The following is a 23,620-nucleotide window of genomic DNA, read 5'->3' on the forward strand; positions in this document are numbered from 1 at the left end:
TTTCGGAATGCGGCAATCCTTTGATGGGCCTTTGATCGGGCTGGAATTGTCGCGCCGTGACGGCTATTCCAATGGGAACGGCTATCGGGCCGGCCTTTATTCAAGGGATATTTCCATGACGTTGCTGATCGCCGGTCTCGTTCTCTTCATCGCCTCGCATCTTCTGCGCCCCTTCGCGCCGGGCCTGCGCAACGCCGCCATCGCCGCGCTCGGCAAGCCGGGCTGGATGGCGGTGCATGGCATCCTGTCGTTGCTCAGCCTCGCGCTCATTGCTTACGGGTTTGTCGATGCGCGGGAAAACGGTGGCGCGATACTCTACTCCCCGCCGACCTTCATGGCACATATCGCGCTGACACTGATGCTGATCGCCTCGATCTGTCTCGTCGCCGGTTTCCTGCCGGCCGGTTATATCCGCACGAAGCTGAAGTTCCCGATCCTCGTCGCCATCAAGATCTGGGCGCTTGCCCATCTCCTGGCAAACGGCGAGAGCTATTCGGTGCTGCTCTTCGTCACGATCCTCGCCTGGGCCGTCATCCTGCGCATCACGCTGAAGAAGCGCATCGCGGCCGGCGAGACCAGGCTGCCGGTTTTCGTCTCGGCGAAATACGACCTCATCGCCGTCGTCGTCGGCCTCGCACTCTATGCTGTGATCGTCCTCAAGCTGCACGAATTGGTGATCGGCGTCGCTCCGCTGCCCGTATCGATCGGCTGAGCTGGGGCTTTTCGCGCCTGCCCCCTTACAACGCCGTGAAAATGCGGTAGAAGGCGGCAACTCCAATCGTCAGCAAGAGCCGGGCAGGGAATGGTAAATCAGGACGACAGCTTTATCCGCGAGGTGAACGAGGAACTTCGCTCCGACCAGATGCGTCTGGTCTGGAAGCGTTTTGGCCGCATCCTCATCGCCGCCGCCGTCCTCGTCGTTCTCGGCACGATCGGCAAGGTGAGCTACGAATATTGGCGCGACAGCGAAGCGTCGGCCGCCGGCGACAGCTTCCTCGGCGCGCTGACCCTTGCCCGCGAAGGCAAGAACGACGAAGCGCTTGCGGCGCTGACCGCGCTCGAAAAGGATGGCTTCGGCTCCTATCCGGTGCTCGCTCGTATGCGGTCCGCCTCGCTTCTGGCGGCAACCGACGCGCAGGGCGCCGTCAATGCCTTCACGGCGATCGCCAAGGACAGCGCCGTGCCGGAAGCGCTGCGCGATGCCGCCCGCCTGCGCGCTGCCTATCTTCTGGTCGATACCGGCACCTACGAGCAGGTTTCGGCGGAAGCCGAACAGCTCGCCACGCCGCAGAGCGCGCTTCGCCACTCCGCCCGCGAGGTTTTGGGCCTCTCCGCCTACAAGCATGAGGACTATGCCCGCGCCAAGGAATGGTTCGAGGCCATCATCAACGACAGCGAAAGCCCGCGCAACGTCGCCAACCGCGCGCAGATGCTGCTTGACCTGATCACGGCAAGCGGCAAGCTGTCCTCCTAAAGCCGGTCTTTCGCCGGTCACGAAACGGAACACGTCCATGAGCTTCACCGTCGCCATTGTCGGACGACCCAATGTCGGCAAGTCCACCCTGTTCAACAGGCTCGTGGGCAAGAAGCTCGCGCTCGTCGACGACACGCCCGGCGTCACCCGCGACCGCCGGCCGGGCGATGCCAAGCTCATCGACCTGAAATTCCGCATCATCGACACGGCCGGTCTCGAAGAGGCCGCACCGGAGACGCTGCAGGGCCGCATGCGCGCCCAGACGGAAGCGGCGATCGAAGAGGCGGACTTGTCGCTCTTCGTCGTCGATGCCAAGACGGGCTTGACGCCGGTCGATACCGCGCTCGCCGACATGCTGCGCCGCAAGGGCAAGCCGGTGGTGCTCGTCGCCAACAAGTCGGAAGCCAAGGGCTCCGACGGCGGCTTCTATGATGCCTATACGCTTGGCCTGGGCGAACCGACACCGATATCCGCCGAACACGGCCAGGGCATGCTCGATCTGCGCGACGCCATCGTCGCGGCGATCGGCGAGGAGCGCGCCTATCCCGAGGACGATGAAGCCGTCACCGATATCGACGTGCGCGCCGAATTGGCCGAAGCGGCGGAAGAGGACGAGGATTTCGAGCCGGAATATGACGAGACGAAGCCGTTGCGCGTCGCCATCGTCGGCCGTCCGAATGCCGGCAAGTCCACGCTGATCAACCGTTTTCTCGGCGAAGACCGTCTGCTGACCGGCCCGGAAGCCGGGATCACGCGCGACTCGATTTCCGTCGAGTGGGACTGGAAGGGCCGCACGATCAAAATGTTCGACACGGCCGGCATGCGGCGCAAGGCCAGGGTGCAGGAGAAGCTGGAAAAGCTCTCCGTCGCCGACGGTCTTCGTGCCATACGCTTTGCCGAGACCGTCGTCATCATGTTCGACGCGACGATCCCGTTCGAGAAGCAGGACTTGCAGATCGTCGATTTCGTACTGCGCGAAGGCCGCGCCGCCGTGCTCGCCTTCAACAAATGGGACCTGATCGACGACCCGCAGGCGGTGCTGGCGGATCTGCGTGAAAAGACCGACCGTCTGCTGCCGCAGGCGCGCGGCATCCGCGCCGTGCCGGTTTCCGGCCAGACCGGCCGTGGTCTCGACAAGCTGATGCAGGCCGTGATCGAAACGGACCGCACCTGGAACCGCCGCATCTCGACCGCCAAGCTCAACCGCTGGCTGGATGCACAGCAGACGCAGCATCCGCCACCGGCCGTTTCCGGCCGCCGCCTGAAGCTGAAATACATGACGCAGGTGAAGGCCCGTCCGCCGGGCTTCATGGTGTCGTGCACACGTCCGGATGCGCTGCCGGAATCCTATATCCGCTACCTAACGAACGGCCTGCGCAACGACTTCAACCTGCCGGGCGTGCCGATCCGCATCCACTTCAAGGCGACGGATAACCCGTTTGCTTCGAAGGCGAAGAAGAAGCGCTGATCTAGAGCATTTCCAGCCGAAGCGAAGTCGCTTCGGCGTCGGATAATGCGGCAAAACACGAGATAGAGCATTTCTGGTGAACCAGTGTTCACCAGAAATGCTCTAGGAATCGGGCCGGATGTGTCCGCGTATCGCGCTCGGCGCAAAGCCGAAGCGTGCGCGGAACCGCGCCGCGAAGCGCGATTGCGATTCGTAGCCGACTGCCTCCGCAACGCGCAGGATGGACAGGTCGGTGGATTGCAGGAGCTGCATGGCGATCGACATGCGCACATCGATCAGCAAGGACTGGAACGACCATTTCTCTGCCGCAAGCTTGCGCCGCAGCGTTGCCTCGCTGACGCCGAGGGCGTCGCACAGGCGCGCGCTCGCCCAGTCGCGAGCGGGATCGGCGGAGAGGAGACCGCGCACGCGGTCGCTGAAGCCGGCCGGCCGCGGCAGCGCGAAGCGCCCGCCGGCGAGATCGAGCCAGAGCAGGAGTTCGCCCAGCCGGTGACGGGCGATCGCATCGGGAATGCCGCCGGGCTCGACGATCGCCTGGGCGCAATCGGTAAAGGCGCCGTAGAATCCCGCATGCGGAGACAGGATGGGAAAGGCGCGCGGGAAGGGCTGGCCCTGGCCCGATTTTCCGGCAAAAGCGCTGACGGTATCGGGCTCGAAGGCGATCCAGCGCGCTTCGTAGGCCCGCTCGCCTTCGGCAATATTCATCACGTCGAAGGTCTCGCCCTGGGCGAGCGCGATGCAGCCGCCTGCCGGTACGGCCCATTCCTCCTCGTTGCTGCGCAGAATCTTCGTGCCACGCTCGACGAGGATAAGGACAGGACGGTTGATCAGGATATTGGCATAGCGAAGCCGGTTATACTGCACGATGCGGGCCGAAGCGCCGATATCGGGGCGTATGGCGATGTTCATCCGGTCCATCCAATGTCTCGCCCGAACCTATCCGTTCTCGACAGGTCCGGGCAAGGCATATGCGCTCAGCGCTTGCCCTTTGCCGTGATTGTCGCCGTGGCGAGCGCGTTCATATTGCTGACGAAGCCGACCATGGCGGGCGTGGCATTGTCCGGCACCGGCAGCTTGTCGATGCCGAGCGCCTTCACGGTGATCGTATAGTCATGCTCCGGCCCTTCGGGCGGGCAGGCGCCGAGGAAACCGGGCGCGCCCATATCCGTCGGCGTCATGCGCGCGCCGTCGGGTAGTTTCGCCTTGCCATTGCCGGCACCGGCGGCAAGCGAATCGGCATTGGCCGGCAGATCGATCACCACCCAGTGCCACCAGCCGGAGCCGGTCGGCGCATCCTTGTCATAGACGGTGACGACGAAGCTCTTGGTGCCTTCGGGTGCGTTCGACCAATGGATATCGGGCGAGAGGTTTTCTCCCGTGCAGCCCATGATGTCGGAGAACTGCGCCGATTGCACCGTGCCGGAGGCGAAGGCCTCGCTGGTGACGGTGAAATCGGCCGCTTGCGCGGTGAGCGGGCAAAGGGAGAGGGTGGCGGCAAGCGCCGCGATGAAGCGTGACGATGTCATGGATCTTTCCTGTCTTCGATGAGAGGCAGGGGAAGACTAGGATGGATTTCACCCCGCGTCGGCGCTTAGCCGATCGTTTTTGGTGCCGATCCGATCAATCAGCCTCTCGGCAGCTTGTCCTTCGCTACCAGTGCGCCGTGATGCTGGATGACGGCGGCGGCAACATCAGCGGCGAAGCGGGCGGCGGCCTCCGGGTTGTTCTCCACCGCCAGGTGGGCGAGGAATGCGCCGTTGAAACTGTCGCCGGCGCTGGTCGTATCGACGATCGTTTTGACCTCTGCGGAGGGCACATGGCTGCGCGTGTCGCCGAAGACGAGTGTGGCGCCCTTGCTGCCATCCTTCACCACCAAGCCATCCACGCCCAGCGCGCGGTAGCGGGCGATCGTATCCTCCAGCGAGGCATCGCCGAAATGGGTGGTCTCGTCGTCGAGGCTCGGCATGACGAGCGTTGCGGCCCGCGCGCCTTCGGTGATCGTCGCACGCATAGTGTTCCTATCATCCCAGAGACGAGGGCGGATGTTCGGATCGAAGACGACGCGTTTTCCGGCAGCCTTTGCGCGGCGCAGTTCGGAAAGCAGCGTCTCGACATCCTCCGGCGGCAGGATCGCCAGCGTGATGCCGGAGAAGACGATGATATCGGAGGCTTCGATGGCGGCGCGCAGCCGGTCGCCATCGTGCGCCAGAAGCTTTGCGGCCGAAACCGAGCGCCAGTAGGAGAAGCTGCGCTCGCCTTTGTCGAGATAGATCATGTAGAGGCCGGGCGAGCGGCCTTCGATACCGGCGATGGTTTGCGTGCCGATGCCGTGGCCGGTGATGAAGGCGCGCATCTCGTCGGAAATCCTGTCGACGCCGATGGCGGAGAAATAATCGACATGCCAATCGGCCGGCAGATACTGGCGGGCATAATAGGCGGTGTTAAACGTGTCGCCGGCGAAGCTCTTGCGCATCAGGCCGCCCTCGGCCTGCATCAGTTCCACCATGCACTCGCCAATCGAGAGCAACCGTCCTGCCATATCGAAAATCCCCCCGGCTAATTCCGCCGGAAAGAGGAAATACTATCAAAGAGTTGGCGGGGCAAGCGGATGCCTGTGGTTTCCGCCGTTCGCTGTCGCTTCACGCGGTCCAGGCCGGGAACGTGGACATTATAGTCAGCCGAAAGCCGCCTGGCCTGCTCTGAAAGCCGGGCCGAAAAATGATCGGCAAAGAGCTGCGGCGAAAGCGCCAGAACGAAGAGCCCGATGCCCGGCGATGTCTCGCCCGCCTGGAAATCCGCGGCATCGAGCGACCAGTTGCCGCCTGTCAGGCCCGCGGCGAGCACCTCGACCATGAGCGCGATGTTGGCGCCGCGGCTGCCGCCGAACGCGACGAGCGCGCCCTGCATGGCAACAAAGGGATCGGTCGTCGGCTGCCCGTCCTGATCGATGGCCCAGCCGTCCGGGATTGCCACGCCACGGGCGGCGGCATCCCGGACATTGACCAGCGCCGTGGCGCTCGACGACTGGTCGATCAGCAGAATTTCGTCATTCTCGAGCGGTGCGGCGAAGGCGAGCGGATTGGTGCCGTAAACCGGGGTGCGGCTACCCGCACCGGCCAGCACGGCATGGCTGTTGGTTGCGGCAATAGCGACGAGGCCATCGCTTGCGAGGCTTGCGGCATACCAGCCGAGTTCGCCGGTCGTATAGCCGTTGCAGACGGTGAAGACCGCGATGCCGAAGGTTTTCGCCTTTGAGGCCAGTTCCTCCCGCGCAATCGAAAAGCCGTGCTGCGCCACCCCGCCCATCGCATCGCATTTCAGGATGGCCGGCACCGGAGACGTGATTTGCGGTTCAGCCTTTCCGGCGATCCTGCCATCGACGAGGCTTCGGAGATAGTCGGTCAGGTGGGCGAAGCCGACGGCCTGTTTGCCCGCCGTCTCGGCCTCGACGGTTGCCTGCGCGAGTGCGATCGCGGCCGGTTCGGCCATGCCGACGCGCATCAGCGCGGTCTTCGCCAGTTCGATTGCTTCGCGCGGGGAAAGGGTGACGTCATCGACCATGCGATCAACCTTCTCTATGGAATTTGCCGACATCATTCAGGCGCAGGCCTGCTTCGTCAACCTTCGAAAAATCGGGCGCCGGCCGTTTACGCTCCCATGCCCCCGCGTTACATCTTCGTACGACGCATTGGAAAACGGAGCAGCAACGCATGGCGAAGTCCCCCAAGAAAGCCGACGACTGGTGGCGCGGTGCGGTCATCTACCAGGTCTATCCGCGCTCGTTCCAGGACACGACTGGGGACGGCATGGGGGATCTCAGGGGCATCACGAAGCGGCTCGGGCACATCGCCTCGCTCGGCGTCGATGCGATCTGGCTCTCGCCGTTCTTCAAGTCGCCGATGGGCGACATGGGCTATGACGTCTCGGATTATTGCGATGTCGACCCGATGTTTGGCACGCTCGCCGATTTCGATGTGATGCTGGCGGAAGCCCACAAGCTCGGCATCAAGATCATCATCGACCAGGTGATCTCGCACACCTCCGACCAGCATCCCTGGTTCGTCGAGAGCCGCTCCAGCCGCGCAAATCCCAAGGCCGACTGGTATGTCTGGGCCGATCCGAAGCCGGATGGCACGGCGCCGAACAACTGGCTGTCGATCTTCGGCGGGCCGGGCTGGGAATGGGACGGCGTGCGCAAGCAATATTACATGCACAACTTCCTGATTTCGCAGCCGGATCTCAATTTCCACAATCCGGATGTGCAGGACGCGCTTTTGAAGACCGTGCGCTTCTGGCTCGACCGCGGCGTGGACGGCTTCCGCTTAGATACCGTGAATTTCTATTTCCACGACAAGAAGCTGCGCGACAACCCGCCCCACGAGCCGGACCCCGACGGCATCGGCCTCGATGCGCCCGACGTGAACCCCTACGGCATGCAGACGCATCGCTACGACAAGACGCAGCCGGAAAACGTCGCCTTCCTCAAGCGTTTCCGTTCGCTGCTGGACGAATACGAGGGCCGCATGACAGTCGGCGAGGTGGGCGACGGTGCGCGTTCGCTGAAGACGGTTGCCGAATACACTGGTGGCGGCGACAAGCTCAACATGTGCTACACGTTCGACCTGCTGGGACCGGATTTCACCGCTGAGCATGTGCGCAAATGCGTGCAGAGTTTCCAGCGCGCGGTGACGGATGGCTGGGTCTGCTGGGCCTTTTCCAACCATGATGTGAACCGCCATGTCAGCCGGTTCATTCAGGTGCCGGAAGAGCGCGAGCGCGTCGCCAAACTCGCCATCACGCTGCTCTCCACGCTACGCGGCTCGATCTGCCTCTATCAGGGCGAAGAGCTCGGCCTGACCGAGGCGGACCTCGCCTTCGAGGACCTGCGCGATCCCTACGGCATCCGCTTCTGGCCGGCCTTCAAGGGCCGCGACGGGTGCCGCACGCCGATGCCCTGGAACCACAGCGAGGCCCATGCGGGCTTCAGCACGGGCAAACCCTGGCTGCCGGTGCCGGAAGATCACGCCCGCCATGCCGTCGATACGCAGGAAAAGATCGCCGGCTCCGTGCTCAACCACTACCGGGCCACGCTCGCTTTCCGCAGGGAGCACGACGCGCTGCATGACGGCGACATGTCTTTCGTGCATTCCAACCAGGACATTCTTGCCTTCACCCGCGAGAAGGGTGGTGAAAAGCTGCTTTTCGTCTTCAACCTGACGCGCGAAAAGGCCGAATTCGTGCCGGCGAAGTCGCTGAAACTCGGCGAACCGCTGCAGGTGCCGGGTTTTGGGGCCAAGCTGAAGAACGGGGCGATCGAGCTTGATGGGCTGGATATGGCCTGTGTGCGGCTTTAGCGCTGACGCCCGACAAGGTGGTCATATTCGGCGTGTGAACGGATCCAGAACCAGACGAGCGTTTCACTCTCCGGGTCCTTTACCGCCAGCGCGCGCCAGGACAAGCCGACCCGCGCGGACCAGAAGCGTCCGACGGGTTTCAGCTGCAGTGAGGGATGTTCGGGATCAGCCTTGAGCCGCTCGAAATTCTTATCGGCCTGTTGACGTATATGTGCGGGAAGCGCGTCGTAGCATTTCCAGAACGCATCTGTCGCGTGGTGCTTCAAAGCGGGCGTGTGCGGTTGCTGCGGAACTGCGAAAGGGCGCGTTCGGCTAGCTCGTCCAATGCACCGCTGGCCGCATCCTCTGCCAATTCCCGATCCCACCTGGCGGCTTGAAGGGTCTCAAACCACGCGGTAAACCGCTCGAACTCCTCCGGGCTCAGTTCCGCGACGCTCTTTTCGATTTGCTCCAGCTTTGTCATCTCAAAATCCTTTCGTACAGAGTGTACGATATGGAACTGTAAGCGGAAAGGGCGGCCTCACCCGATTAGTTGGAACCGATCCACATCCACCATCCCCCGATCCGAAATCTTCAGATGCGGAATAACGGGCAGCGGCAGGAAGGCGAGCTGGAGGAAGGGTTCTTCCAGCGTGGCGCCGAGTGCGAAGGCGGCTTGGCGGAGGTGGTGCAGGGTGTCGCGCACGCTCTCATAGGGTTCTAGGCTCATCAGGCCGGCGACGGGGAGCGCGATTTCACCGGTGACCTTGCCGTCTTCCACCACCACGAAGCCGCCCTTGATCTCGCCGAGCCGGTTGGCGGCGCGCGCCATGTCGTCCTCGTCCACGCCGACGACGCAGATATTGTGGCTGTCATGGCCGACGGTCGAGGCGATCGCGCCTTTCTTCAACCCGAAACCCTGGACGAAACCATTGGCATGGTTGCCGTTCTTGCCGTGACGCTCGATGACGGCGACCTTGATAATGTCGCGCGCGAGATCGACAGATGTCTGGTTGCCGCGCGCCGGCAGGCTATAGCGGCGGTGCTCGGTGATGATCTTTCCCGGCAGCACGCCGATGACGGGTGTTTCTCCGTCGCTGACGGGCACGGCGAAATGCGCGGCATTGACCGGCCGCGCCTTCACGCTGTCGAGACCGACGGGGGCGACGGATTTGCGGGTGGCGAAGAGCGCGTCGTCCACCTTGCGGCCGGCTGAGAACACCATCTCCGCCTTGCAGTTTTCCAGCGTGTCGATGACGACGATGTCGGCCCGCCAGCCGGGCGCGACAAGACCACGATCGCTGAGGCCGAAAGCCTTGGCGGCGGAGATGGAGGCGGCGCGATAAACGGCGAGCGGCGCGCGGCCGTGGCTGATCGCGGTGCGGATCATGTAATCGAGATGGCCCTGTTCGGCGATGTCGAGCGGGTTGCGGTCATCCGTGCAGAGCGCGATGAAGGGCGAGAGGCGTTCGGTGATGATGGGGAGCAGGGCGTGCAGGTCCTTGGAGACGGAGCCCTCGCGCACGAGAATGTGCATGCCTTTGCGGATTTTTTCCAGCGCCTCCTCGGCGCTCGTGCATTCATGCTCAGTGCGGATGCCGGCCGAGAGATAGCCGTTGAGGTCATTGCCGCGCAGAAGCGGTGCGTGGCCGTCGATATGGCCGCCCTGAAAGGCCTCGAGCTTGGCAAGACAGACGGGATCCTTGTGGATGACACCGGGAAAATTCATGAATTCGGCGAGGCCGATGACCTTCGGGTGATGGCGGAAGGGCAGCAGGCGCTCGATCGGCAGATCGGCGCCCGACGTTTCCAGATGCGTCGCCGGCACGCAGCTCGACAGCTGCACGCGGATGTCCATGATGGTTTCCAGCGCGCTGTCCAGGAAGAATTCGATGCCTTCGCTGCCCAGCACATTGGCGATCTCGTGCGGATCGCAGATGACGGTCGTCACGCCATAGGGCAGCACGCAGCGGTCGAATTCATGCGGCGTGACCAGCGAGGATTCGATGTGCAGATGCGTATCGATGAAGCCGGGCACGACGATGCGGCCGGTAATGTCGATCTCCGTGCGGCCCTTGTAAGGACCGCAGGTGCCGACGATACGCTCGCCCGAAATCGCAATATCGGAGGCGACCAGCTCACCCGTAACGAGATCGAAGAATTGCCCGCCCTTGAGCACGATGTCGGCGGGCTCGCGACCGGTTCCCTGATCGATGTAGCGTTCCAAATCGGCCATGGCGATGTCTCCCGAATCCTTTTCAAAAGACTCTAGCGACGTCCCGGCGAGAAGAAAGGCCGATCAGCCGGGAAAGGTGACGGAGAAGGCGAAACGGCGGTTTTCTCCGGGGAGAAGCACCGTCGTGAAGGGACGATCGCGCAATTCACGTGACCTGCCGAATTCCGCCGCCGTGCCGTGCCAGGGCTCGATGCAGAGAAAGGGCGCACCGGGTTTCGTCCAGAGCGCGAGGTTCGGCAGGTTCTCGAAGTGAAATTTCAGCGCCGGCCCACCCTCGGCGGCGTAGGTGAGGCCGTCACCAGCGCCCTCGGGAAAGACCATCGCATCGTCGAGGAATTGATCCTGCGCCAGCTCGATCCGGCCATTGTCGAAGGGGGAAGGTATGCGGCTTGTCGAGAGCAGTCCCTTTTCCAGGGGCTGGCGCTTCGGCTCGCCGGCATTGTCGAGCGTTATCGTGTGTGGTTTTCCAGCGCCGCCGGGCAGCGGCCAGAGGAAGGCGGGGTGATAGCCGAAACCGAAGGGCATGGGCGTGTCGCCGCGGTTTTCCACCGTGGAGACCACGGTCAGCGTCCGGCCGTCGAGACTGTGCTCGACGGTGAGCCCGAAGTCGAAGGGATAGACGGCACGGGTTTCCTCGGAGGCTTCGAGCCGGTAGCGGCAGGCGGTGGCCGTCGTGCTTTCGAGCGCAAATTCCCGCCGCCGGGCAAAACCGTGCTGGGCCATCGCATAGGCCGTTCCGTCGATCATGACCGTGTCATCGGGCGCCTTGCCGACGATGGGGAAAAGCACGGGCGAGCGCCCCGTCCAGAAGGCGGCGTCGCCGTTCCAGAGCCAGGCCTTGCCGTCCGTTGTGGTGATTGACTGCATTTCGGCGCCAAGCGAGGAGACGTCGACCGAAAGGTCAGCATTGGCAATGCGGGTGAGGCTCGGCATCGAATCTCCTTTCACGGACAATTGTCGCAGTCTAGCGCGGATCGCCGGGTTTTGCGCGCCGACTGTTGGGGGAATTCGGTTGATAGCACCGGAGCGCCGAAATAGGATGACGGCATGAAACAGGACGACAAGGCGGGGCCGATCATCGTTTTCGATGCAGAGTGCATTCTCTGCTCGGCCAATGCGCAATTCGTGCTGCGGCATGATCGCGCCCGCCGCTTCCGCCTCGCGTCCATGCAGAAGGCCACGGGGGCGGCGCTCTATCGCCGTTTCGGCATCGATCCGGCCAATCCGGAAAGCCTGATCATCGTTGACGGCGATGCCGTGCTGAAGGACAGCGATGCAGTGCTGGCGATCTATGCCGGTCTCGGCTGGCCCTGGAAGGCCATTGCCGTGCTGCGGTTCATTCCCGGCTTTCTGCGCGATCCCGCCTATCGCTGGCTGGCGCGCAATCGCTACCGCATCTTCGGGCGGCGCGAAACCTGCTGGGTGCCGTCGCCCGGCGATGCAGAACGCGTGCTTTGAGAAGCGTGGTCGTTCTCGGCGGTTACGGTGGGTTCGGCGCTCGTCTCTGCCGGCGGCTGGCGGCGGATGGCTGGGCGGTGCTGGTGGCTGGGCGCAATCGCGAAGCCGCCGAGCGCCTTGCGGCGGAATTGCCCCAGGCGCAGGCGCTGGTGGCCGACCGGAACGGCGACCTGCGACCCGTGCTCACGGCGCATCGTCCCTTTCTCCTGATCGATGCGGCCGGGCCGTTTCAGGGCAGCAGCTATCGCGTCGTTGAAGCCTGCATCGCCTGCGGCGTGCACTATGTCGATCTCGCCGACGCCCGCGATTTCGTCAGCGGCATCGCCCGGCTGGATGCGGCGGCGCGGGCGGCCAACGTCATTGTCATCTCCGGCGGATCGAGCGTTCCGGCCCTTTCCGGCGCGGTCATTGCCGCGCTGTGCAAGGATATGGTTGAAGTACGCTCAATCGAGATGGCGATCAGCGCTTCGAACCGTGCGACGGCGGGCGCATCGGTGGCGGCGGCGATCCTGAGTTATGTCGGCCAGCCGCTCCGCCTGTGGCGTGCCGGACGCTGGCGTGAGGAGACCGGCTGGCACCGGCTGCGGCGGGAGCGTTTCGAGGTGCCAGGCCGTACGCCGATACGCCGGCTGGTGGCGCTTGCCGATGTGCCGGATCATACGATCGTGCCGGATACCGTTCCCGGCCGCCCGGCGACGATTTTTCGCGCGGGGCCGGAATTCGCGTTTCAGCTTCTCACGTTGTGGCTGCTCAGCTGGCCGGTGAAATGGGGATGGCTAGCATCGCTGTCGCCTTTCGCCAGATGGCTGTTACCGCTGCAAAGCTTGAGCGCGCGCCTCGGCTCGGATCGGTCGGCCATGGCGATCGAGGTGAAGGCATGGGGTGAGGATGGCGCGCGCGTTCGGCGCTGGACGCTGATTGCCGAAGAGGGAGACGGTCCGGAAATCCCGACTATTGCCGCCCATGTTTTGGCCAATGCCATTGCCGCGGGCACGCTCGCGCCGGGGTCACGCCATGCGGCGGGCGCGGTTGCACTGGAGGATTTCGAACCGCATTTTTCGCGGCTGGCGATTGCCCATGCGGTGGAGGACAGGCCCTATGTGCCGCTCTACCGCCGTGTGATCGGCCCGGACTACAGTCGTCTGCCGGAGCCGGTCCGTGGGATGCATGACGTCATCGGGGATGGCGGCGCTGCCGGGCGCGGGTGGGTCCGGCGTGGCCGCTCGCTGCTGGCCCGGCTGGTCTGCGCCGTCATGCGCTTTCCGCCGGAGGGTGAGCATGATCTGCATGTCGCCTTCGAGGAGCGCGACGGGGTGGAGCGCTGGACGCGGGATTTTGCCGGCAAGTGCTTTTCAAGCGAACTCAGCCAGTCCGGTACGCGCCTTGTCGAACGCTTCGGGCCAATGCGGTTTTCCTTCGATCTGCCGTCCGATGCACACGGCCTGACGATGGTGATGCGCGGCTGGTTCGTCTTCGGTGTTCCCATGCCGCTTTGGCTTGCGCCGAGAAGCGAGGCGCGGGAGTGGGCGGAGGGTGAGGATTTCTGCTTCGACGTGCCGATCGCTCTGCCCGGCATCGGCACCGTCGTGCACTATTCCGGCCAACTGCGCCGGCTTTGATCCTCAAACGAAAATGGCGGCCGAAGCCGCCATGTCCGTGGTCCCGATAGACCGGATCAGATGTTGTTCTGAAGCACGTCGCGTAGCTTGCCGAACAGCTCGTCGATATGGTGCTTTTCGGCGATCAGCGGCGGCGAGAGCGCGATGATGTCGCCCGTCGTACGGATGAGCAGGCCCTGCTCATAGGCCTTGAGGAAGGCGTTGAAGGCGCGCTTGGTCGGCTCGCCGGCGATCGGCGAGAGCTCGACGGCGCCGATCAGGCCGACATTTCGGATATCGATGACGTTGGGGCAATCCTTCAGCGAATGCAGGCCGTCTTCCCAGTAGGAAGCAAGCTCGCTGGCGCGGGTCAGCAGGCCTTCTTCCTTGTAGGTGTCGAGCGTGCCGAGGGCCGCGGCGCAGGCGATCGGGTTGCCGGAATAGGTATAGCCGTGGAAGAACTCGATCATGTGCTCCGGGCCGTTCATGAACGTGTCGTGGATTTCCGACGTCACGAAGACGGCGCCCATCGGGATCACGCCGTTGGTCAGACCCTTGGCGGTGGTGATGATGTCGGGCTTCACATCGAAATACTGTGCGGCGAAGGGGGCGCCGAGGCGGCCGAAACCGGTGATGACTTCGTCGAAGATCAGGAGGATGCCGTGCTGCGTGCAGATCTCGCGCAGCTTCTGGAGATAGCCCTTCGGCGGGATGAGCACGCCGGTGGAGCCGGCGACCGGCTCGACGATGACGGCGGCGATGGTGGAGGCGTCATGCAGCGTGATGATGCGCTGCAATTCGCTGGCGATGTCGCCGCCATGCTCCGGCTCGCCGCGCGAAAACGCGTTCTTGTCGGGGAAGTGGGTGTGCGGCATGTGGTCGACGCCGGTCAGGAGCGTGCCGAACATCTTGCGGTTCGAGACGATGCCGCCGACGGAGATGCCGCCGAAATTGACGCCGTGATAGCCGCGCTCGCGGCCGATGAGGCGAAAGCGCGAGCCGTCGCCCTTGGCGCGGTGATAGGCGAGCGCCACCTTCAGCGCGGTCTCGACCGATTCCGAGCCGGAATTGGTGTAGAGCACGTGGTTCATGCCCTCGGGCGCGATATCGACGAGGCGGTTGGCAAGCTCGAAGGCCTTGGGATGGCCGAGCTGGAAGGCGGGCGCATAGTCGAGTTCGCCGGCCTGCTCGCGGATCGCCTCGGTGATCTTCGGGCGACAGTGGCCGGCGTTGACGCACCAGAGGCCTGCGGTGCCGTCCAGCACCTGACGGCCGTCATGGGTCGTGTAATACATGTCCTTGGCGCCGACGAAGAGCCGCGGTTCCTTCTTGAACTGCCGGTTGGCCGTGAATGGCATCCAGAAGGCGCGCAGATCGTTGGGTGTGTTGAGGCGGTTGGACATGCGGTCTCTCCATGGTGTTTGGAATGCCGGGCCAGCCCGGACGGTGATTTTTACCCGATGGTCAAATTATCAAGACGCCCAAGAGCGTCAAGCGATGTTCGCCGGCCGGTCGGGCCGCTTTTGCGGGCTCAGTCGGCCTTCTCGAAAATCAGTTTCACCACGAATTTGCCGTTGGCTTTTGCCTTGGTCTTGGTCGTCACTTTGACGGGCGCGCCGAAATGCGCTTCCGCCTTCGCGATCGCGTCCCGCGCTTCGGCAATAGCGGCCAGATAGGCGCTGTTGTCCCGTTTCGGTTCGTTGACGATGTCGTTTATGAGCGCGTCCATCTCGCTGCGGGATTTGCGCAAAGTCTTGCTCCAACGATTGCGTGCAGCCGGTCGGCTTTGTCCGGTGTCTTAGCCCGCTTCCGGAATGCCGCGCAACGTAACGTGCCAAAACAAAACGCCCCGGAAGGCGATCCGGGGCGTTGTCGATCGACAGGCTCGGGTCGTTCAGGCGATGCGGAGTTTCTTTTCCGAAGCGCCGTTGCCGGGGGCCTTGTAGATGCGGTCGAGCGCGGCAAGCACGGTCAACACGGCATCCGATTTGCTGGAATAGTAGATCGTCTGGGCGTCACGGCGGGTGGTCACCAGATTCTGCGCACGCAGCTTCGACAGGTGCTGCGAGAGCGCCGACTGGCTGAGGCCGACCTGGCCGGCGAGCGCGCCGACGGCGATCTCGCCCTCGACCAGAACTTTCAGGATCAGGAGACGCTTGGGGTTCGCCATGGCGGAAAGAAAGTCGGATGCAACTTCGGCCTGCGCATGTTCTGCGTCTGAAATTTTGTCCATCTGAAACTCCTTTGGGCGTTTCCGCTTCAAATCATGTGATTTTATGTGAATGCGCTTGTTAGCATATAAACAAAACCTCCCCCATCAAGAGCAAGAAATGGGGGTAGGGCGCACGCATAGCGATAGGTGACCCGTTCTCGACACCGAAAGCGTCCAGCTGGACGGATCAGAAACGCCTGATCTATCAGTCCGCTGCCCTTGCTTCGCGAAGCAAACGCGCAAGCTCGCCGCGCAGTTCCGAGGCCTGATCAAGTTCGCGTGAATATTCCAGCCGCTTCAGTTTGTCGCCGCTTGCGAGGTCTATTCCCGCCGCATCGAGGCCGACGATGATCCAGTCGCCATCCTTGGCGCCGCAATAGCGGCGGGCATAGATGCCGGCGGCTTCCGCGTGATCGCTGTTCATGTGCTCGATGGCGCCGGTCTCCATTTCGGCGAGTGCGCCGCGGGCGGCGGAGCGAATCAGCAGGTCCTCGCCCGTCAGCACGAAAGCCTTGCCGAAGCCGCCGTTGAGATGGGCGCGCAGCGGCACGAGGCGGAAGAAGGCGAAGTCGGGGAAATCGACATAGAGCTTTGCCTTGGGGTGGCGGCGCACGAAGCGCTCGCGCAGGCCCACATGGGCGTCGCTGTCGCGAGCGACCTCTTCGGCTACGCAGATCACGGTAAGGCGCGGATGGGCGAGCGGATCGCCCTTGCCGGGCTCGCCGGCCAGTAGCGAGGCGCGCGGGTCGGCGCGCAATGCCTGGGTGTGGACGGAGAGCGCCGAGACGAGGATGACGGGCGTGCCGTCCGTGTCGGTGCCGGTCAGCGTGCGGCTGGCGAAGGGCATGCCGGTTTCCGGCTCGAGCACGGCGAGCGCGCAGCTGCGGGCGGAGCGCAGCAGGGTGCGGGCGAGGCGGCGGGCCTCGTCGTCCGTTTCGCGCAGCACGCTCGGCTTGTCCTTCTCGCTCATTTCGTTCTCCCGGTCTTCGCAATGAAAAAGGCAGCGCCCGTTTCGGGGCGCTGCCTTATCTAATCCGATCGGGGCGGGCTGTCAGCCGCGGCGGCGGTGCCGCGTCAGTCCGTTCACGATATCCTGTGCGTTGATCGTGCCGATGACCGTGCCATTGTCGACCACACCGACATTGCCGGGCGTGCGCGACATGGCGTCGAGGATATCGACGAGCGGGGTCTGGGCGGTCGCCGTCGCCGTCACGCCGCCATTGGCGGAGGCGCCGTGCTGCATGACGTCGGCGGCGGTCAGCATGTTGATCGGGTTCATGTTCTGCACGAAATCCGCGACATACTGGTTGGCCGGGTTCTTCACGATCTCCTGCGGCGTGCCGCACTGGATGATGCGCCCGCCTTCCATGATGGCGATGCGGTTGCCGATGCGGAAGGCCTCGTCGAGATCGTGGCTGACGAAGATGATCGTCTTCTTCAGCCGGCGCTGGAATTCCAGCAGTTCGTCCTGAAGACGCGTGCGGATCAGCGGATCGAGCGCCGAGAACGGTTCGTCCATCAGCAGGATCGGCGCGCCCGTCGCGAAGGCGCGGGCAAGGCCGACGCGCTGCTGCATGCCGCCCGAGAGTTCGTTGACCTTGCGGTTCGCCCACTTGCCGAGATTGACGAGTTCCAGCTGTTCGGCGACGCGCGCCTTGCGCTCGGCCTCGGGCACATTGGCCAATTCGAGGCCGAAGCCGACATTGTCGGCGACCGTGCGCCAGGGCAGGAGCGCGAACTGCTGGAACACCATGGAGACAGTGTGCATGCGGAAATCGCGCAGCGCCTTCGGCGTCGTAGCATAGGGATTGACGAAGCTGCTGCCGGCTTTCACCTGCACCTCGCCGCGCACCACGGGGGCAAGCCCGTTGACGGCGCGCAGCAAGGTCGACTTGCCGGAGCCCGACAGACCCATCAGCACAAGGATTTCGCCCTCGGTGATCGACAGCGTTGCGTCCGCAACACCGAGCACCAGGCCGGTTTCCGCGCCGATCTCGTCACGCGATTTGCCGGCATCGGCGAGTGCAAGCGCCCTTTGCGGATTGTCGCCGAAGATGATGGAGACGTTCTTGAAGACGACGGATTCGGTCATCATGCGTCTCCATCATCGGAAGAGCGGAAGAGGCGGTCGAGGATGATTGCGAGGATCACGATACAGAGGCCGGCCTCGAAGCCCATGGAGATGTTCACGGTGTTGAGCGCGCGCACCACGGGAACGCCAAGACCCTTGGCGCCGACGAGGGCGGCGATGACCACCATCGACAGCGAGAGCATGATGGTCTGGGTGAGACCGGCCATGATCTGCGGCGTGGCGAAGGGCAGTTCCACCTTTCGCAGCACCTGGCTCGGCGTCGCGCCAAAAGCCTGAGCGGCTTCGACCAGCGAGGGCGGCGTCGAGATGATGCCGAGGCGGGTGAGGCGGATCGGTGCGGGGATGGCGAAGATCACGGTCGCGATCAGGCCCGGCACCATGCCGAGGCCGAAGAGTATGAGCGCCGGGATCAGGTAAACGAAGGTCGGGATCGTCTGCATCAGGTCGAGCGCGGGCCGGAGGATCGAATAGAACCAGGGGCGACGCGCGGCGGCGATGCCGAGCGGGATGCCGACGACCATGCTGACGCCGGTGGCGGCGAGCACGAGGGCCAGCGTTTCCGTGGTTTCCTTCCAGTAGCCCTGATTCACGATGAGCAGCAGGCCGAGAAAGGTGAAGACGGCGACGCCGAGCGAGCGGCGGAAATACCAGCTTGCGCCCGTGACGAGCACGATGAGGGCGATGGCATAACCGAACTTGCCGCCGGCGGAGGAGAAGGGGCCTTGCAGCAGGAAGAGCACGGCATCGATGCCGGCCTGCAGGAAGACTTTCAGGAAATCGAACAGGCCCTTGCCATTCGTCGTCAGCCAGCTGACGGCTTCCTTGGCGATCGGACCGATCGGAATTTTAGAGACGGTGAGCCAATCCACGGCAGCGAGCCCCAGTCTGGAGGTTGACGATATGCAACAAGCCATTCGCAATTCCGGACAACGAACCGTCCGGGCACGTTTGCTGGAGGTGCACTATCCGGAGAGAAGAAGGGCGGGAAAGTTTCCTTCCCGCCCTATTCTTGCCTGTTAGAGACCAAGCGCGGTTTTGACCGCCGGCAAGGCTTCGCCGCTGCCATCTTTGGTGGTCACGCCGGCGAGCCACGGCTCGATGGCGGCCGGGTTCGCCTTGATCCAGTCGGTCGCTGCGGCCTCCGGATCCTGACCGTCGTTCAGGATCTTGCCCATGACCTGGTTTTCCATTTCCAGCGAGAACTTGAGGTTCTGCAGGAATTTGCCGACATTCGGGCACTCGGTCGTGTAGCCCTTGCGCACGTTGGTATAGACCGTCGCGCCGCCGAAGTTGGGGCCGAAGATCTCGTCGCCGCCGGTCAGATAGGTCAGCTTGAAATTGGCGTTCATCGGATGGGGTTCCCAGCCGAGGAAGACGATCGGCGAGCCGTCGCCCTGCGCGCGGGCGACTTCGGCCAGCATGCCCTGTTCGGAGGATTCGACGACTTCGAAGCCGGTCAGGCCGAACTTGTCGCCCGAGACCATGTCGATGATCAGGCGGTTGCCGTCATTGCCCGGTTCGATGCCGTAGATCTTGGAGCCCAGCGCATCCTTCTGCTTGGCGATGTCGGCAAAATCCTTGATGCCGAGTTCGGCGCCCTTGGCATTGGTCGCGAGCGTGTATTTCGCGCCCTCGAGGTTTTCGCGCACGGTCTCGACCGAGCCGTCGTCGCGGAACGGCTTGATGTCGGCTTCCTGGGTCGGCATCCAGTTGCCGAGGAAGACGTCGATGTCCTTGTTGCTGAGCGAGGTGTAGGTGACGGGAACCGAGAGAACGGTGACTTCCGTCTCGTAGCCGAGGCCCTTCAGGATGACGCTTGCGGTCGCGGTCGTGGAGGTCACGTCCGTCCAGCCGACATCCGAGAACCGGACCTTGCCGCAGCTTTCGGCTTCGGCGGCAGACGCGCCGGCAACGCCGAGTGCCACAACGGAAACGGCGGCGGCAAGCAGGGTCTTCAATGGTGATGCAGTCTTCATATTTTTGCTCCCCTTATAACTGGTGGTTTAGCCAATCATCAAAACGATATGCTTTCAAGCACCTTGGCGTAGCCGGAAGGCCCTAATTGGTCCAATTAATTTCACGCCGGTTCGCAATTTTGCACATGGATGTCGCAAAGGACGGGCCGCGCGGATTTCTGTGGTTTTCCGCCCTTTCCGGCTGGAAAAACGGCCTTTCCCGCGTCATGACGCGGGGACGGAGAAAATCATGGCCAAGCTCTATTTCAGTTACGCGACGATGAACGCGGGCAAGTCGACGCTGCTGTTGCAGGCGTCATACAACTACCAGGAACGCGGCATGCGCACGGCGATCTTCATCGCCTCCTTCGACGACCGCGCCGGGCAGGGGCGCATCTCCTCACGCATCGGGCTGACCTCCGATGCCATCGCCTTCGACCACTCGGACGATCTCTATCGCCATATCGAGGACCTGAAGGGCGACGGCGGCGGCGAGATCGCCTGCGTCTTCGTCGACGAGGCACAATTCCTCTCCGAAGAACAGGTCTGGCAACTCGCCCGCGTCGCCGACCGGCTCTCCATCCCCGTCATGGCCTATGGCCTGCGCACGGATTTCCAGGGCAAGCTGTTTCCCGGCTCGAAGGCGCTGCTCGCCATCGCCGACGAAATGCGCGAGGTGCGCACCATCTGCCATTGCGGCCGCAAGGCGACCATGGTCGTGCGGCTCGGCGCCGACGGCACGGTGGCAAAATCCGGCGCGCAGGTGGAAATCGGCGGCAATGACAAGTACGTTTCCTATTGCCGCCGCCATTGGGACGACATCATGAATGCCGAGTGAGGCGAGGCGGCGAAGGGGACGCGGGATGAAACCGTTTTCGACACTTGCCATCTTCCTCTGTCTCGCCGCCCCCGCTTTCGCGGAGGGCGATGCGGTGGCCGGCAAGGCGGTGTTCAAGAAATGCGCGCCCTGCCATTCCACGGAAAAGGTCAACCGCGTTGGGCCGACGCTGTCGGGCATTATCGGGCGGCCGGTCGCGACGATCGAGGACTATAATTACTCGCCGGCCATGCGGGCCTTCGGCGAGGACGGCAAGGTGTGGAACGAGGCGCAGATCGCCGAATATCTGCTGTCGCCCAAGGCCATGGTGCCGGGCACGCGCATGACCTTTGCTGGCCTCAGGAAGATCGAGGACATCGCCAATCTCATCGCCTATCTGAAACAGCCTGCCGCCCAATAGTGCCGACAGAAAATTTGCCCGCACCATCTTGCGGTGGGCCCGCCGTGTCCCACATGTTCTCGCGGGGCAGGTTCCTATCTGTCTGAATTCGTATAGTGTTGCCGCGATGGAATAAATCGGGCGACGAAGACGTCTGCCGTGGAGAACGTAAGGGGACAAGGCATGGCCACACTTCAGAACTTCGACGCGGAAATCGAAAAGACCCGCAGCGTCGTCAACCAGATGCGCAGCAAGATGGAGCAGTCGAGCACCGTGCTCGACCAGTTCGCCAAGGCGGACACCAAGCTCGGCGACGTCAATTTCGATATCGAGAATGCCCGGATTTCCGACGTCATCAACCAGCAGAAGGTGATGGAGGGCAATATCGCCGATCTCATCATCGGCCTGGAGGATGCGACGAACATCTTCGGCACCGAATTCGAGAGCATGAAGAGCTACACGGGCTACGAAAAGTTCATCGGCATCTTCTCCAAGCAGAAGATGCAGCGCATGCGCACGGACCGCGTGCGCAACATGTCGCTGGCCGGCAACCTGCAGGAACTGCTCTCCAAGTCCGACACGATCGTCGGCATCCTCAAGGAGCAGAAGTCGATCCTCGACCAGCGCTACAAGACCTCCGAGGCGAGCCTCGTGCAGGTGATCGAGCGCCGCAAGGGCACGATGACCAACCTCGAAGCCACGCAGAAGCGCATCGAGGAACTGAACCCGCTGCTGATGGACCTCGAAAACCGCATCGCCGCCTCGACCGACCAGAAGAGCCGCACGGATCTCGAAGGCGAGCGCTCGGCGCTGGCGACCGAATACAACATGATGCAGGCGAAGGAGCAGGAGCTTCTGGCCGAAAGCCAGACGCTCGAGCGCTATACCTCGATGTTCCAGACCTTCGTCGATTCGCTCAACAACCAGATCGCCGCGCAGAACACGCTGATCAACAAGCTGACCATCGATACCGAGCAGCGCATCGTGCTCTACAAGGCGCTGGAAGACTCGTTGAAGACAGCAGCCCAGCAGGATGTGGCGCACAAGATCAACACGCTCGGCAGCCAGGTCGATACGGCGGCGGAAGAGACCATGGCTGGCATCGGCTCGGCCTCGCAGCGCCATATCGGCGATCTCCTCGAAATGCACGAGAAGAACATGCTGGCGACGCAGGACATCCAGCGCCGCAAGAAGCTCGCCGACGACGCCTTCGCCCGCCGTTTCCAGGCCGTGATGGACAAGCACAACACCGCGAATTACGTGAAGCAGTGATGGTCCGCATGCCCCATCGTGCGCTTGCCGTTTCTCAACGGGCGCGATGCCCATGAACGCACCGGCAGACAGCGCCGTCGCGCAATATTTCTCGACCATCCGCGCCGCGCTGGGTGGTCTTGAAATCTTTCTGGGCGACCGCAATTCCCCGCTCTACCGCAATTCCGTGGTGGGCGAGGTCGTCATGCCCTATCTCGCCCGGCTGAAGGCCTCTTTCGCCTGCTGGGAGAACCGCATCGGCTTCGTCCAGCAGTTCCGCGTCTCGCGCGCCGAAAGCGGCTTTCCGATCTTCCAGAACGTGCTGGAGCTGGAAAACGACCGGCAAAGCGCCGAAAAGCGTCTCGCGGCCATGCCCAATGCCGACCAGTTGCGCGGCGAGATGGCGGATTTCATTCTGCGCCAGAAGGCCTTTCCGGGCGATCTCCAGGCCCGCATGGCCGAGCGGCTCTATCTGGAGCAGATCGGCAAGGGCGATATTTTCTCGCCCTTCGTGCTGCCGGAGACGATCCGCGTCGCGGTCAATCCGAAGACTATGCGCCCCTACTACATCGTCTGCTGGGGCGCCTTCGACGGCACCGCGACGCTGCCGATGATCTATATGGCGACCATCGAGGATTCGAGCGACAATGTCGTGAAGATGCTGGTCGGGCAGGATGGCAAGCTCAATCCGGAGGTGGATATTCCGCTACCGGTCGGCGGCCTGCTCAATCCCGAACTTGCCAGCCGTTTCGACGATTTCACGCTGAAGAACAGCGCCTATTCGCTGACGCCGGTGACGATCGCCACCAATCTCGACAAGGATTTTCCCACACTGCACCCCAAGCAGCTGCGCCGCATCGTGCTCGGCCCGTTCTATTCGGCCGGCATCACCGAGAACAACGAGCGTGTCAACGAAATCCTCTCCAAGGTGCGCAAGCCCGAAAATGCCTGGCTGCTGACCTGGACGGTGCAGGAGGTCTTCTCGAAGGCCGAGCGCCCGGCGCAGAAGGGTTTTTGGAGCTCGACGCCCGCGCAGGAGGAATTCCATATCGAGACCGACGATCTCGAAGCCACCCGCATGGGCGTCAGCGCCTATGAGAAACATGCGCTCGTGCCGCACGATGCCTATCAGGCGCTCTACGCCGCCGGCGAGACGCAGGGTATCTTCGGCGCCTACAAGGTGCATGTGATCTCGGGAAACCAGGTCATCAGCGAGGGGTAGGAGTGCTTTTGAAAACGCGGCGGGTCGATCCGCCGGCTCTTTCCGCACTCCGCTGCGTCGCGCTTCTTGCCGATATCTCAAGATATCGGCTGCAAATCGCTCCT

General features: G+C 63.2%; 25 protein-coding genes. 10 read left to right on the plus strand and 15 right to left on the minus strand.

Translation table 11 applies throughout. The features are described 5' to 3' along the window. Nucleotides 1-115: 115 nt before the first annotated feature. From ACOZK4_RS11125 to der, 3 genes are all read left to right on the plus strand, one after another. Complete coding sequence (locus ACOZK4_RS11125) at nucleotides 116-712, plus strand: NnrU family protein (protein WP_421591944.1); 597 nt, start codon at nucleotides 116-118, stop codon at nucleotides 710-712. A 90-nt stretch (nucleotides 713-802) separates the two neighbouring features. Next, nucleotides 803-1,474, plus strand: coding sequence for a tetratricopeptide repeat protein (locus tag ACOZK4_RS11130; protein WP_421591945.1), 672 nt, complete (start codon nucleotides 803-805; stop codon nucleotides 1,472-1,474). A 37-nt stretch (nucleotides 1,475-1,511) separates the two neighbouring features. Further along, nucleotides 1,512-2,942, plus strand: coding sequence for a ribosome biogenesis GTPase Der (gene der / locus ACOZK4_RS11135; protein WP_421591946.1), 1,431 nt, complete (start codon nucleotides 1,512-1,514; stop codon nucleotides 2,940-2,942). Between the two features lie 102 nt (nucleotides 2,943-3,044). Here der and ACOZK4_RS11140 read toward each other — a convergent pair whose 3' ends face one another. The 4 genes from ACOZK4_RS11140 to ACOZK4_RS11155 form a co-directional block, all read right to left on the minus strand. Further along, entirely contained in the window at nucleotides 3,045-3,851 is an 807-nt protein-coding gene (locus tag ACOZK4_RS11140) for an AraC family transcriptional regulator (RefSeq protein WP_421591947.1), read from the minus strand. A gap of 65 nt (nucleotides 3,852-3,916) precedes the next feature. Then, a complete protein-coding gene (locus tag ACOZK4_RS11145) occupies nucleotides 3,917-4,468 on the minus strand; it encodes a YbhB/YbcL family Raf kinase inhibitor-like protein (RefSeq protein WP_421591948.1) in 552 nt (183 codons plus the stop codon). Between the two features lie 98 nt (nucleotides 4,469-4,566). After that, on the minus strand, nucleotides 4,567-5,481 hold the full coding sequence (locus ACOZK4_RS11150; protein ID WP_421591949.1) for a sugar kinase: 915 nt from the start codon (nucleotides 5,479-5,481) through the stop codon (nucleotides 4,567-4,569). Between the two features lie 17 nt (nucleotides 5,482-5,498). Beyond that, a complete protein-coding gene (locus ACOZK4_RS11155) occupies nucleotides 5,499-6,503 on the minus strand; it encodes an Ldh family oxidoreductase (protein WP_421591950.1) in 1,005 nt (334 codons plus the stop codon). 149 nt (nucleotides 6,504-6,652) lie between these two features. Between ACOZK4_RS11155 and ACOZK4_RS11160 the strand changes: the two genes are divergently transcribed. Further along, nucleotides 6,653-8,296, plus strand: a complete 1,644-nt coding sequence (locus tag ACOZK4_RS11160) for an alpha-glucosidase (RefSeq protein ID WP_421591951.1) — start codon at nucleotides 6,653-6,655, stop codon at nucleotides 8,294-8,296. Here the strand turns inward: ACOZK4_RS11160 and ACOZK4_RS11165 are convergent. The 4 genes from ACOZK4_RS11165 to ACOZK4_RS11180 form a co-directional block, all read right to left on the minus strand. Then, entirely contained in the window at nucleotides 8,293-8,562 is a 270-nt protein-coding gene (locus ACOZK4_RS11165) for a hypothetical protein (RefSeq protein WP_421591952.1), read from the minus strand. The genes ACOZK4_RS11160 and ACOZK4_RS11165 overlap by 4 nt on opposite strands. Beyond that, the gene (locus ACOZK4_RS11170) at nucleotides 8,559-8,759 is read right to left on the minus strand and encodes a hypothetical protein (protein ID WP_313528072.1); all 201 of its coding nucleotides are present in this window, start codon (nucleotides 8,757-8,759) and stop codon (nucleotides 8,559-8,561) included. Before ACOZK4_RS11170 ends, ACOZK4_RS11165 begins: the two co-directional genes overlap by 4 nt. A 57-nt stretch (nucleotides 8,760-8,816) precedes the next feature. Next, nucleotides 8,817-10,511, minus strand: a complete 1,695-nt coding sequence (gene ade, locus ACOZK4_RS11175; RefSeq protein ID WP_421591953.1) for an adenine deaminase — start codon at nucleotides 10,509-10,511, stop codon at nucleotides 8,817-8,819. A 63-nt stretch (nucleotides 10,512-10,574) separates the two neighbouring features. Continuing rightward, nucleotides 10,575-11,444 (minus strand): aldose 1-epimerase family protein, encoded by an 870-nt coding sequence (locus ACOZK4_RS11180; protein ID WP_421591954.1) that lies wholly within the window; start codon nucleotides 11,442-11,444, stop codon nucleotides 10,575-10,577. A gap of 114 nt (nucleotides 11,445-11,558) precedes the next feature. Here ACOZK4_RS11180 and ACOZK4_RS11185 point away from each other — a divergent pair, with 114 nt between their 5' ends. Both ACOZK4_RS11185 and ACOZK4_RS11190 read left to right on the plus strand, forming a co-directional pair. Further along, a complete protein-coding gene (locus tag ACOZK4_RS11185) occupies nucleotides 11,559-11,969 on the plus strand; it encodes a thiol-disulfide oxidoreductase DCC family protein (RefSeq protein WP_421591955.1) in 411 nt (136 codons plus the stop codon). Between the two features lie 5 nt (nucleotides 11,970-11,974). Beyond that, nucleotides 11,975-13,588: an SDR family oxidoreductase gene (locus ACOZK4_RS11190; protein WP_421592021.1), complete on the plus strand. Its 1,614-nt coding sequence runs from the start codon at nucleotides 11,975-11,977 to the stop codon at nucleotides 13,586-13,588. Between the two features lie 56 nt (nucleotides 13,589-13,644). Here ACOZK4_RS11190 and ACOZK4_RS11195 read toward each other — a convergent pair whose 3' ends face one another. From ACOZK4_RS11195 to ACOZK4_RS11225, 7 genes are all read right to left on the minus strand, one after another. Beyond that, nucleotides 13,645-14,970, minus strand: coding sequence for an aspartate aminotransferase family protein (locus ACOZK4_RS11195; RefSeq protein WP_421591956.1), 1,326 nt, complete (start codon nucleotides 14,968-14,970; stop codon nucleotides 13,645-13,647). A 128-nt stretch (nucleotides 14,971-15,098) separates the two neighbouring features. Beyond that, nucleotides 15,099-15,317, minus strand: coding sequence for a hypothetical protein (locus tag ACOZK4_RS11200; RefSeq protein WP_421591957.1), 219 nt, complete (start codon nucleotides 15,315-15,317; stop codon nucleotides 15,099-15,101). A gap of 144 nt (nucleotides 15,318-15,461) precedes the next feature. Then, the gene (locus ACOZK4_RS11205; RefSeq protein WP_117366878.1) at nucleotides 15,462-15,800 is read right to left on the minus strand and encodes an ArsR/SmtB family transcription factor; all 339 of its coding nucleotides are present in this window, start codon (nucleotides 15,798-15,800) and stop codon (nucleotides 15,462-15,464) included. 184 nt (nucleotides 15,801-15,984) lie between these two features. Next, nucleotides 15,985-16,749 (minus strand): HugZ family protein, encoded by a 765-nt coding sequence (locus ACOZK4_RS11210; protein WP_421591958.1) that lies wholly within the window; start codon nucleotides 16,747-16,749, stop codon nucleotides 15,985-15,987. A gap of 81 nt (nucleotides 16,750-16,830) precedes the next feature. Then, nucleotides 16,831-17,871: a choline ABC transporter ATP-binding protein gene (choV, locus tag ACOZK4_RS11215; protein ID WP_421591959.1), complete on the minus strand. Its 1,041-nt coding sequence runs from the start codon at nucleotides 17,869-17,871 to the stop codon at nucleotides 16,831-16,833. Continuing rightward, the gene (gene choW, locus ACOZK4_RS11220; protein ID WP_421591960.1) at nucleotides 17,871-18,785 is read right to left on the minus strand and encodes a choline ABC transporter permease subunit; all 915 of its coding nucleotides are present in this window, start codon (nucleotides 18,783-18,785) and stop codon (nucleotides 17,871-17,873) included. Before choW ends, choV begins: the two co-directional genes overlap by 1 nt. A 102-nt stretch (nucleotides 18,786-18,887) precedes the next feature. After that, nucleotides 18,888-19,847 (minus strand): choline ABC transporter substrate-binding protein, encoded by a 960-nt coding sequence (locus ACOZK4_RS11225; RefSeq protein ID WP_421591961.1) that lies wholly within the window; start codon nucleotides 19,845-19,847, stop codon nucleotides 18,888-18,890. Nucleotides 19,848-20,076: 229 nt separating this feature from the next. Here ACOZK4_RS11225 and ACOZK4_RS11230 point away from each other — a divergent pair, with 229 nt between their 5' ends. From ACOZK4_RS11230 to ACOZK4_RS11245, 4 genes are all read left to right on the plus strand, one after another. Beyond that, nucleotides 20,077-20,664 carry a thymidine kinase gene (locus ACOZK4_RS11230; protein WP_421591962.1) on the plus strand — a complete coding sequence of 196 codons (588 nt, stop codon included), beginning with the start codon at nucleotides 20,077-20,079 and terminating at the stop codon, nucleotides 20,662-20,664. A 25-nt stretch (nucleotides 20,665-20,689) separates the two neighbouring features. Beyond that, entirely contained in the window at nucleotides 20,690-21,064 is a 375-nt protein-coding gene (locus ACOZK4_RS11235; RefSeq protein WP_421591963.1) for a c-type cytochrome, read from the plus strand. A gap of 162 nt (nucleotides 21,065-21,226) precedes the next feature. Beyond that, nucleotides 21,227-22,315 (plus strand): hypothetical protein, encoded by a 1,089-nt coding sequence (locus ACOZK4_RS11240; RefSeq protein WP_421591964.1) that lies wholly within the window; start codon nucleotides 21,227-21,229, stop codon nucleotides 22,313-22,315. Between the two features lie 52 nt (nucleotides 22,316-22,367). Continuing rightward, entirely contained in the window at nucleotides 22,368-23,516 is a 1,149-nt protein-coding gene (locus ACOZK4_RS11245) for a hypothetical protein (RefSeq protein ID WP_313529151.1), read from the plus strand. Nucleotides 23,517-23,620: the final 104 nt, after the last annotated feature.

This window comes from Shinella sp. M27, from assembly GCF_049199905.1.
Taxonomy (GTDB): domain Bacteria; phylum Pseudomonadota; class Alphaproteobacteria; order Rhizobiales; family Rhizobiaceae; genus Shinella.

What these genes read in the sequence shown, in the direction of transcription:
- ACOZK4_RS11125 (WP_421591944.1), top strand. Translation starts at nt 116, where the DNA reads ATGACGTTGCTGATCGCCGGTCTCGTTCTCTTCATCGCCTCGCATCTT.
- ACOZK4_RS11130 (WP_421591945.1), top strand. Translation starts at nt 803, where the DNA reads ATGGTAAATCAGGACGACAGCTTTATCCGCGAGGTGAACGAGGAACTT.
- der (WP_421591946.1), top strand. Translation starts at nt 1,512, where the DNA reads ATGAGCTTCACCGTCGCCATTGTCGGACGACCCAATGTCGGCAAGTCC.
- ACOZK4_RS11140 (WP_421591947.1), bottom strand. Translation starts at nt 3,851, where the DNA reads ATGAACATCGCCATACGCCCCGATATCGGCGCTTCGGCCCGCATCGTG.
- ACOZK4_RS11145 (WP_421591948.1), bottom strand. Translation starts at nt 4,468, where the DNA reads ATGACATCGTCACGCTTCATCGCGGCGCTTGCCGCCACCCTCTCCCTT.
- ACOZK4_RS11150 (WP_421591949.1), bottom strand. Translation starts at nt 5,481, where the DNA reads ATGGCAGGACGGTTGCTCTCGATTGGCGAGTGCATGGTGGAACTGATG.
- ACOZK4_RS11155 (WP_421591950.1), bottom strand. Translation starts at nt 6,503, where the DNA reads ATGGTCGATGACGTCACCCTTTCCCCGCGCGAAGCAATCGAACTGGCG.
- ACOZK4_RS11160 (WP_421591951.1), top strand. Translation starts at nt 6,653, where the DNA reads ATGGCGAAGTCCCCCAAGAAAGCCGACGACTGGTGGCGCGGTGCGGTC.
- ACOZK4_RS11170 (WP_313528072.1), bottom strand. Translation starts at nt 8,759, where the DNA reads ATGACAAAGCTGGAGCAAATCGAAAAGAGCGTCGCGGAACTGAGCCCG.
- ade (WP_421591953.1), bottom strand. Translation starts at nt 10,511, where the DNA reads ATGGCCGATTTGGAACGCTACATCGATCAGGGAACCGGTCGCGAGCCC.
- ACOZK4_RS11180 (WP_421591954.1), bottom strand. Translation starts at nt 11,444, where the DNA reads ATGCCGAGCCTCACCCGCATTGCCAATGCTGACCTTTCGGTCGACGTC.
- ACOZK4_RS11185 (WP_421591955.1), top strand. Translation starts at nt 11,559, where the DNA reads ATGAAACAGGACGACAAGGCGGGGCCGATCATCGTTTTCGATGCAGAG.
- ACOZK4_RS11195 (WP_421591956.1), bottom strand. Translation starts at nt 14,970, where the DNA reads ATGTCCAACCGCCTCAACACACCCAACGATCTGCGCGCCTTCTGGATG.
- ACOZK4_RS11205 (WP_117366878.1), bottom strand. Translation starts at nt 15,800, where the DNA reads ATGGACAAAATTTCAGACGCAGAACATGCGCAGGCCGAAGTTGCATCC.
- ACOZK4_RS11210 (WP_421591958.1), bottom strand. Translation starts at nt 16,749, where the DNA reads ATGAGCGAGAAGGACAAGCCGAGCGTGCTGCGCGAAACGGACGACGAG.
- choV (WP_421591959.1), bottom strand. Translation starts at nt 17,871, where the DNA reads ATGACCGAATCCGTCGTCTTCAAGAACGTCTCCATCATCTTCGGCGAC.
- choW (WP_421591960.1), bottom strand. Translation starts at nt 18,785, where the DNA reads ATGGCTTGTTGCATATCGTCAACCTCCAGACTGGGGCTCGCTGCCGTG.
- ACOZK4_RS11225 (WP_421591961.1), bottom strand. Translation starts at nt 19,847, where the DNA reads ATGAAGACTGCATCACCATTGAAGACCCTGCTTGCCGCCGCCGTTTCC.
- ACOZK4_RS11230 (WP_421591962.1), top strand. Translation starts at nt 20,077, where the DNA reads ATGGCCAAGCTCTATTTCAGTTACGCGACGATGAACGCGGGCAAGTCG.
- ACOZK4_RS11235 (WP_421591963.1), top strand. Translation starts at nt 20,690, where the DNA reads ATGAAACCGTTTTCGACACTTGCCATCTTCCTCTGTCTCGCCGCCCCC.
- ACOZK4_RS11240 (WP_421591964.1), top strand. Translation starts at nt 21,227, where the DNA reads ATGGCCACACTTCAGAACTTCGACGCGGAAATCGAAAAGACCCGCAGC.
- ACOZK4_RS11245 (WP_313529151.1), top strand. Translation starts at nt 22,368, where the DNA reads ATGAACGCACCGGCAGACAGCGCCGTCGCGCAATATTTCTCGACCATC.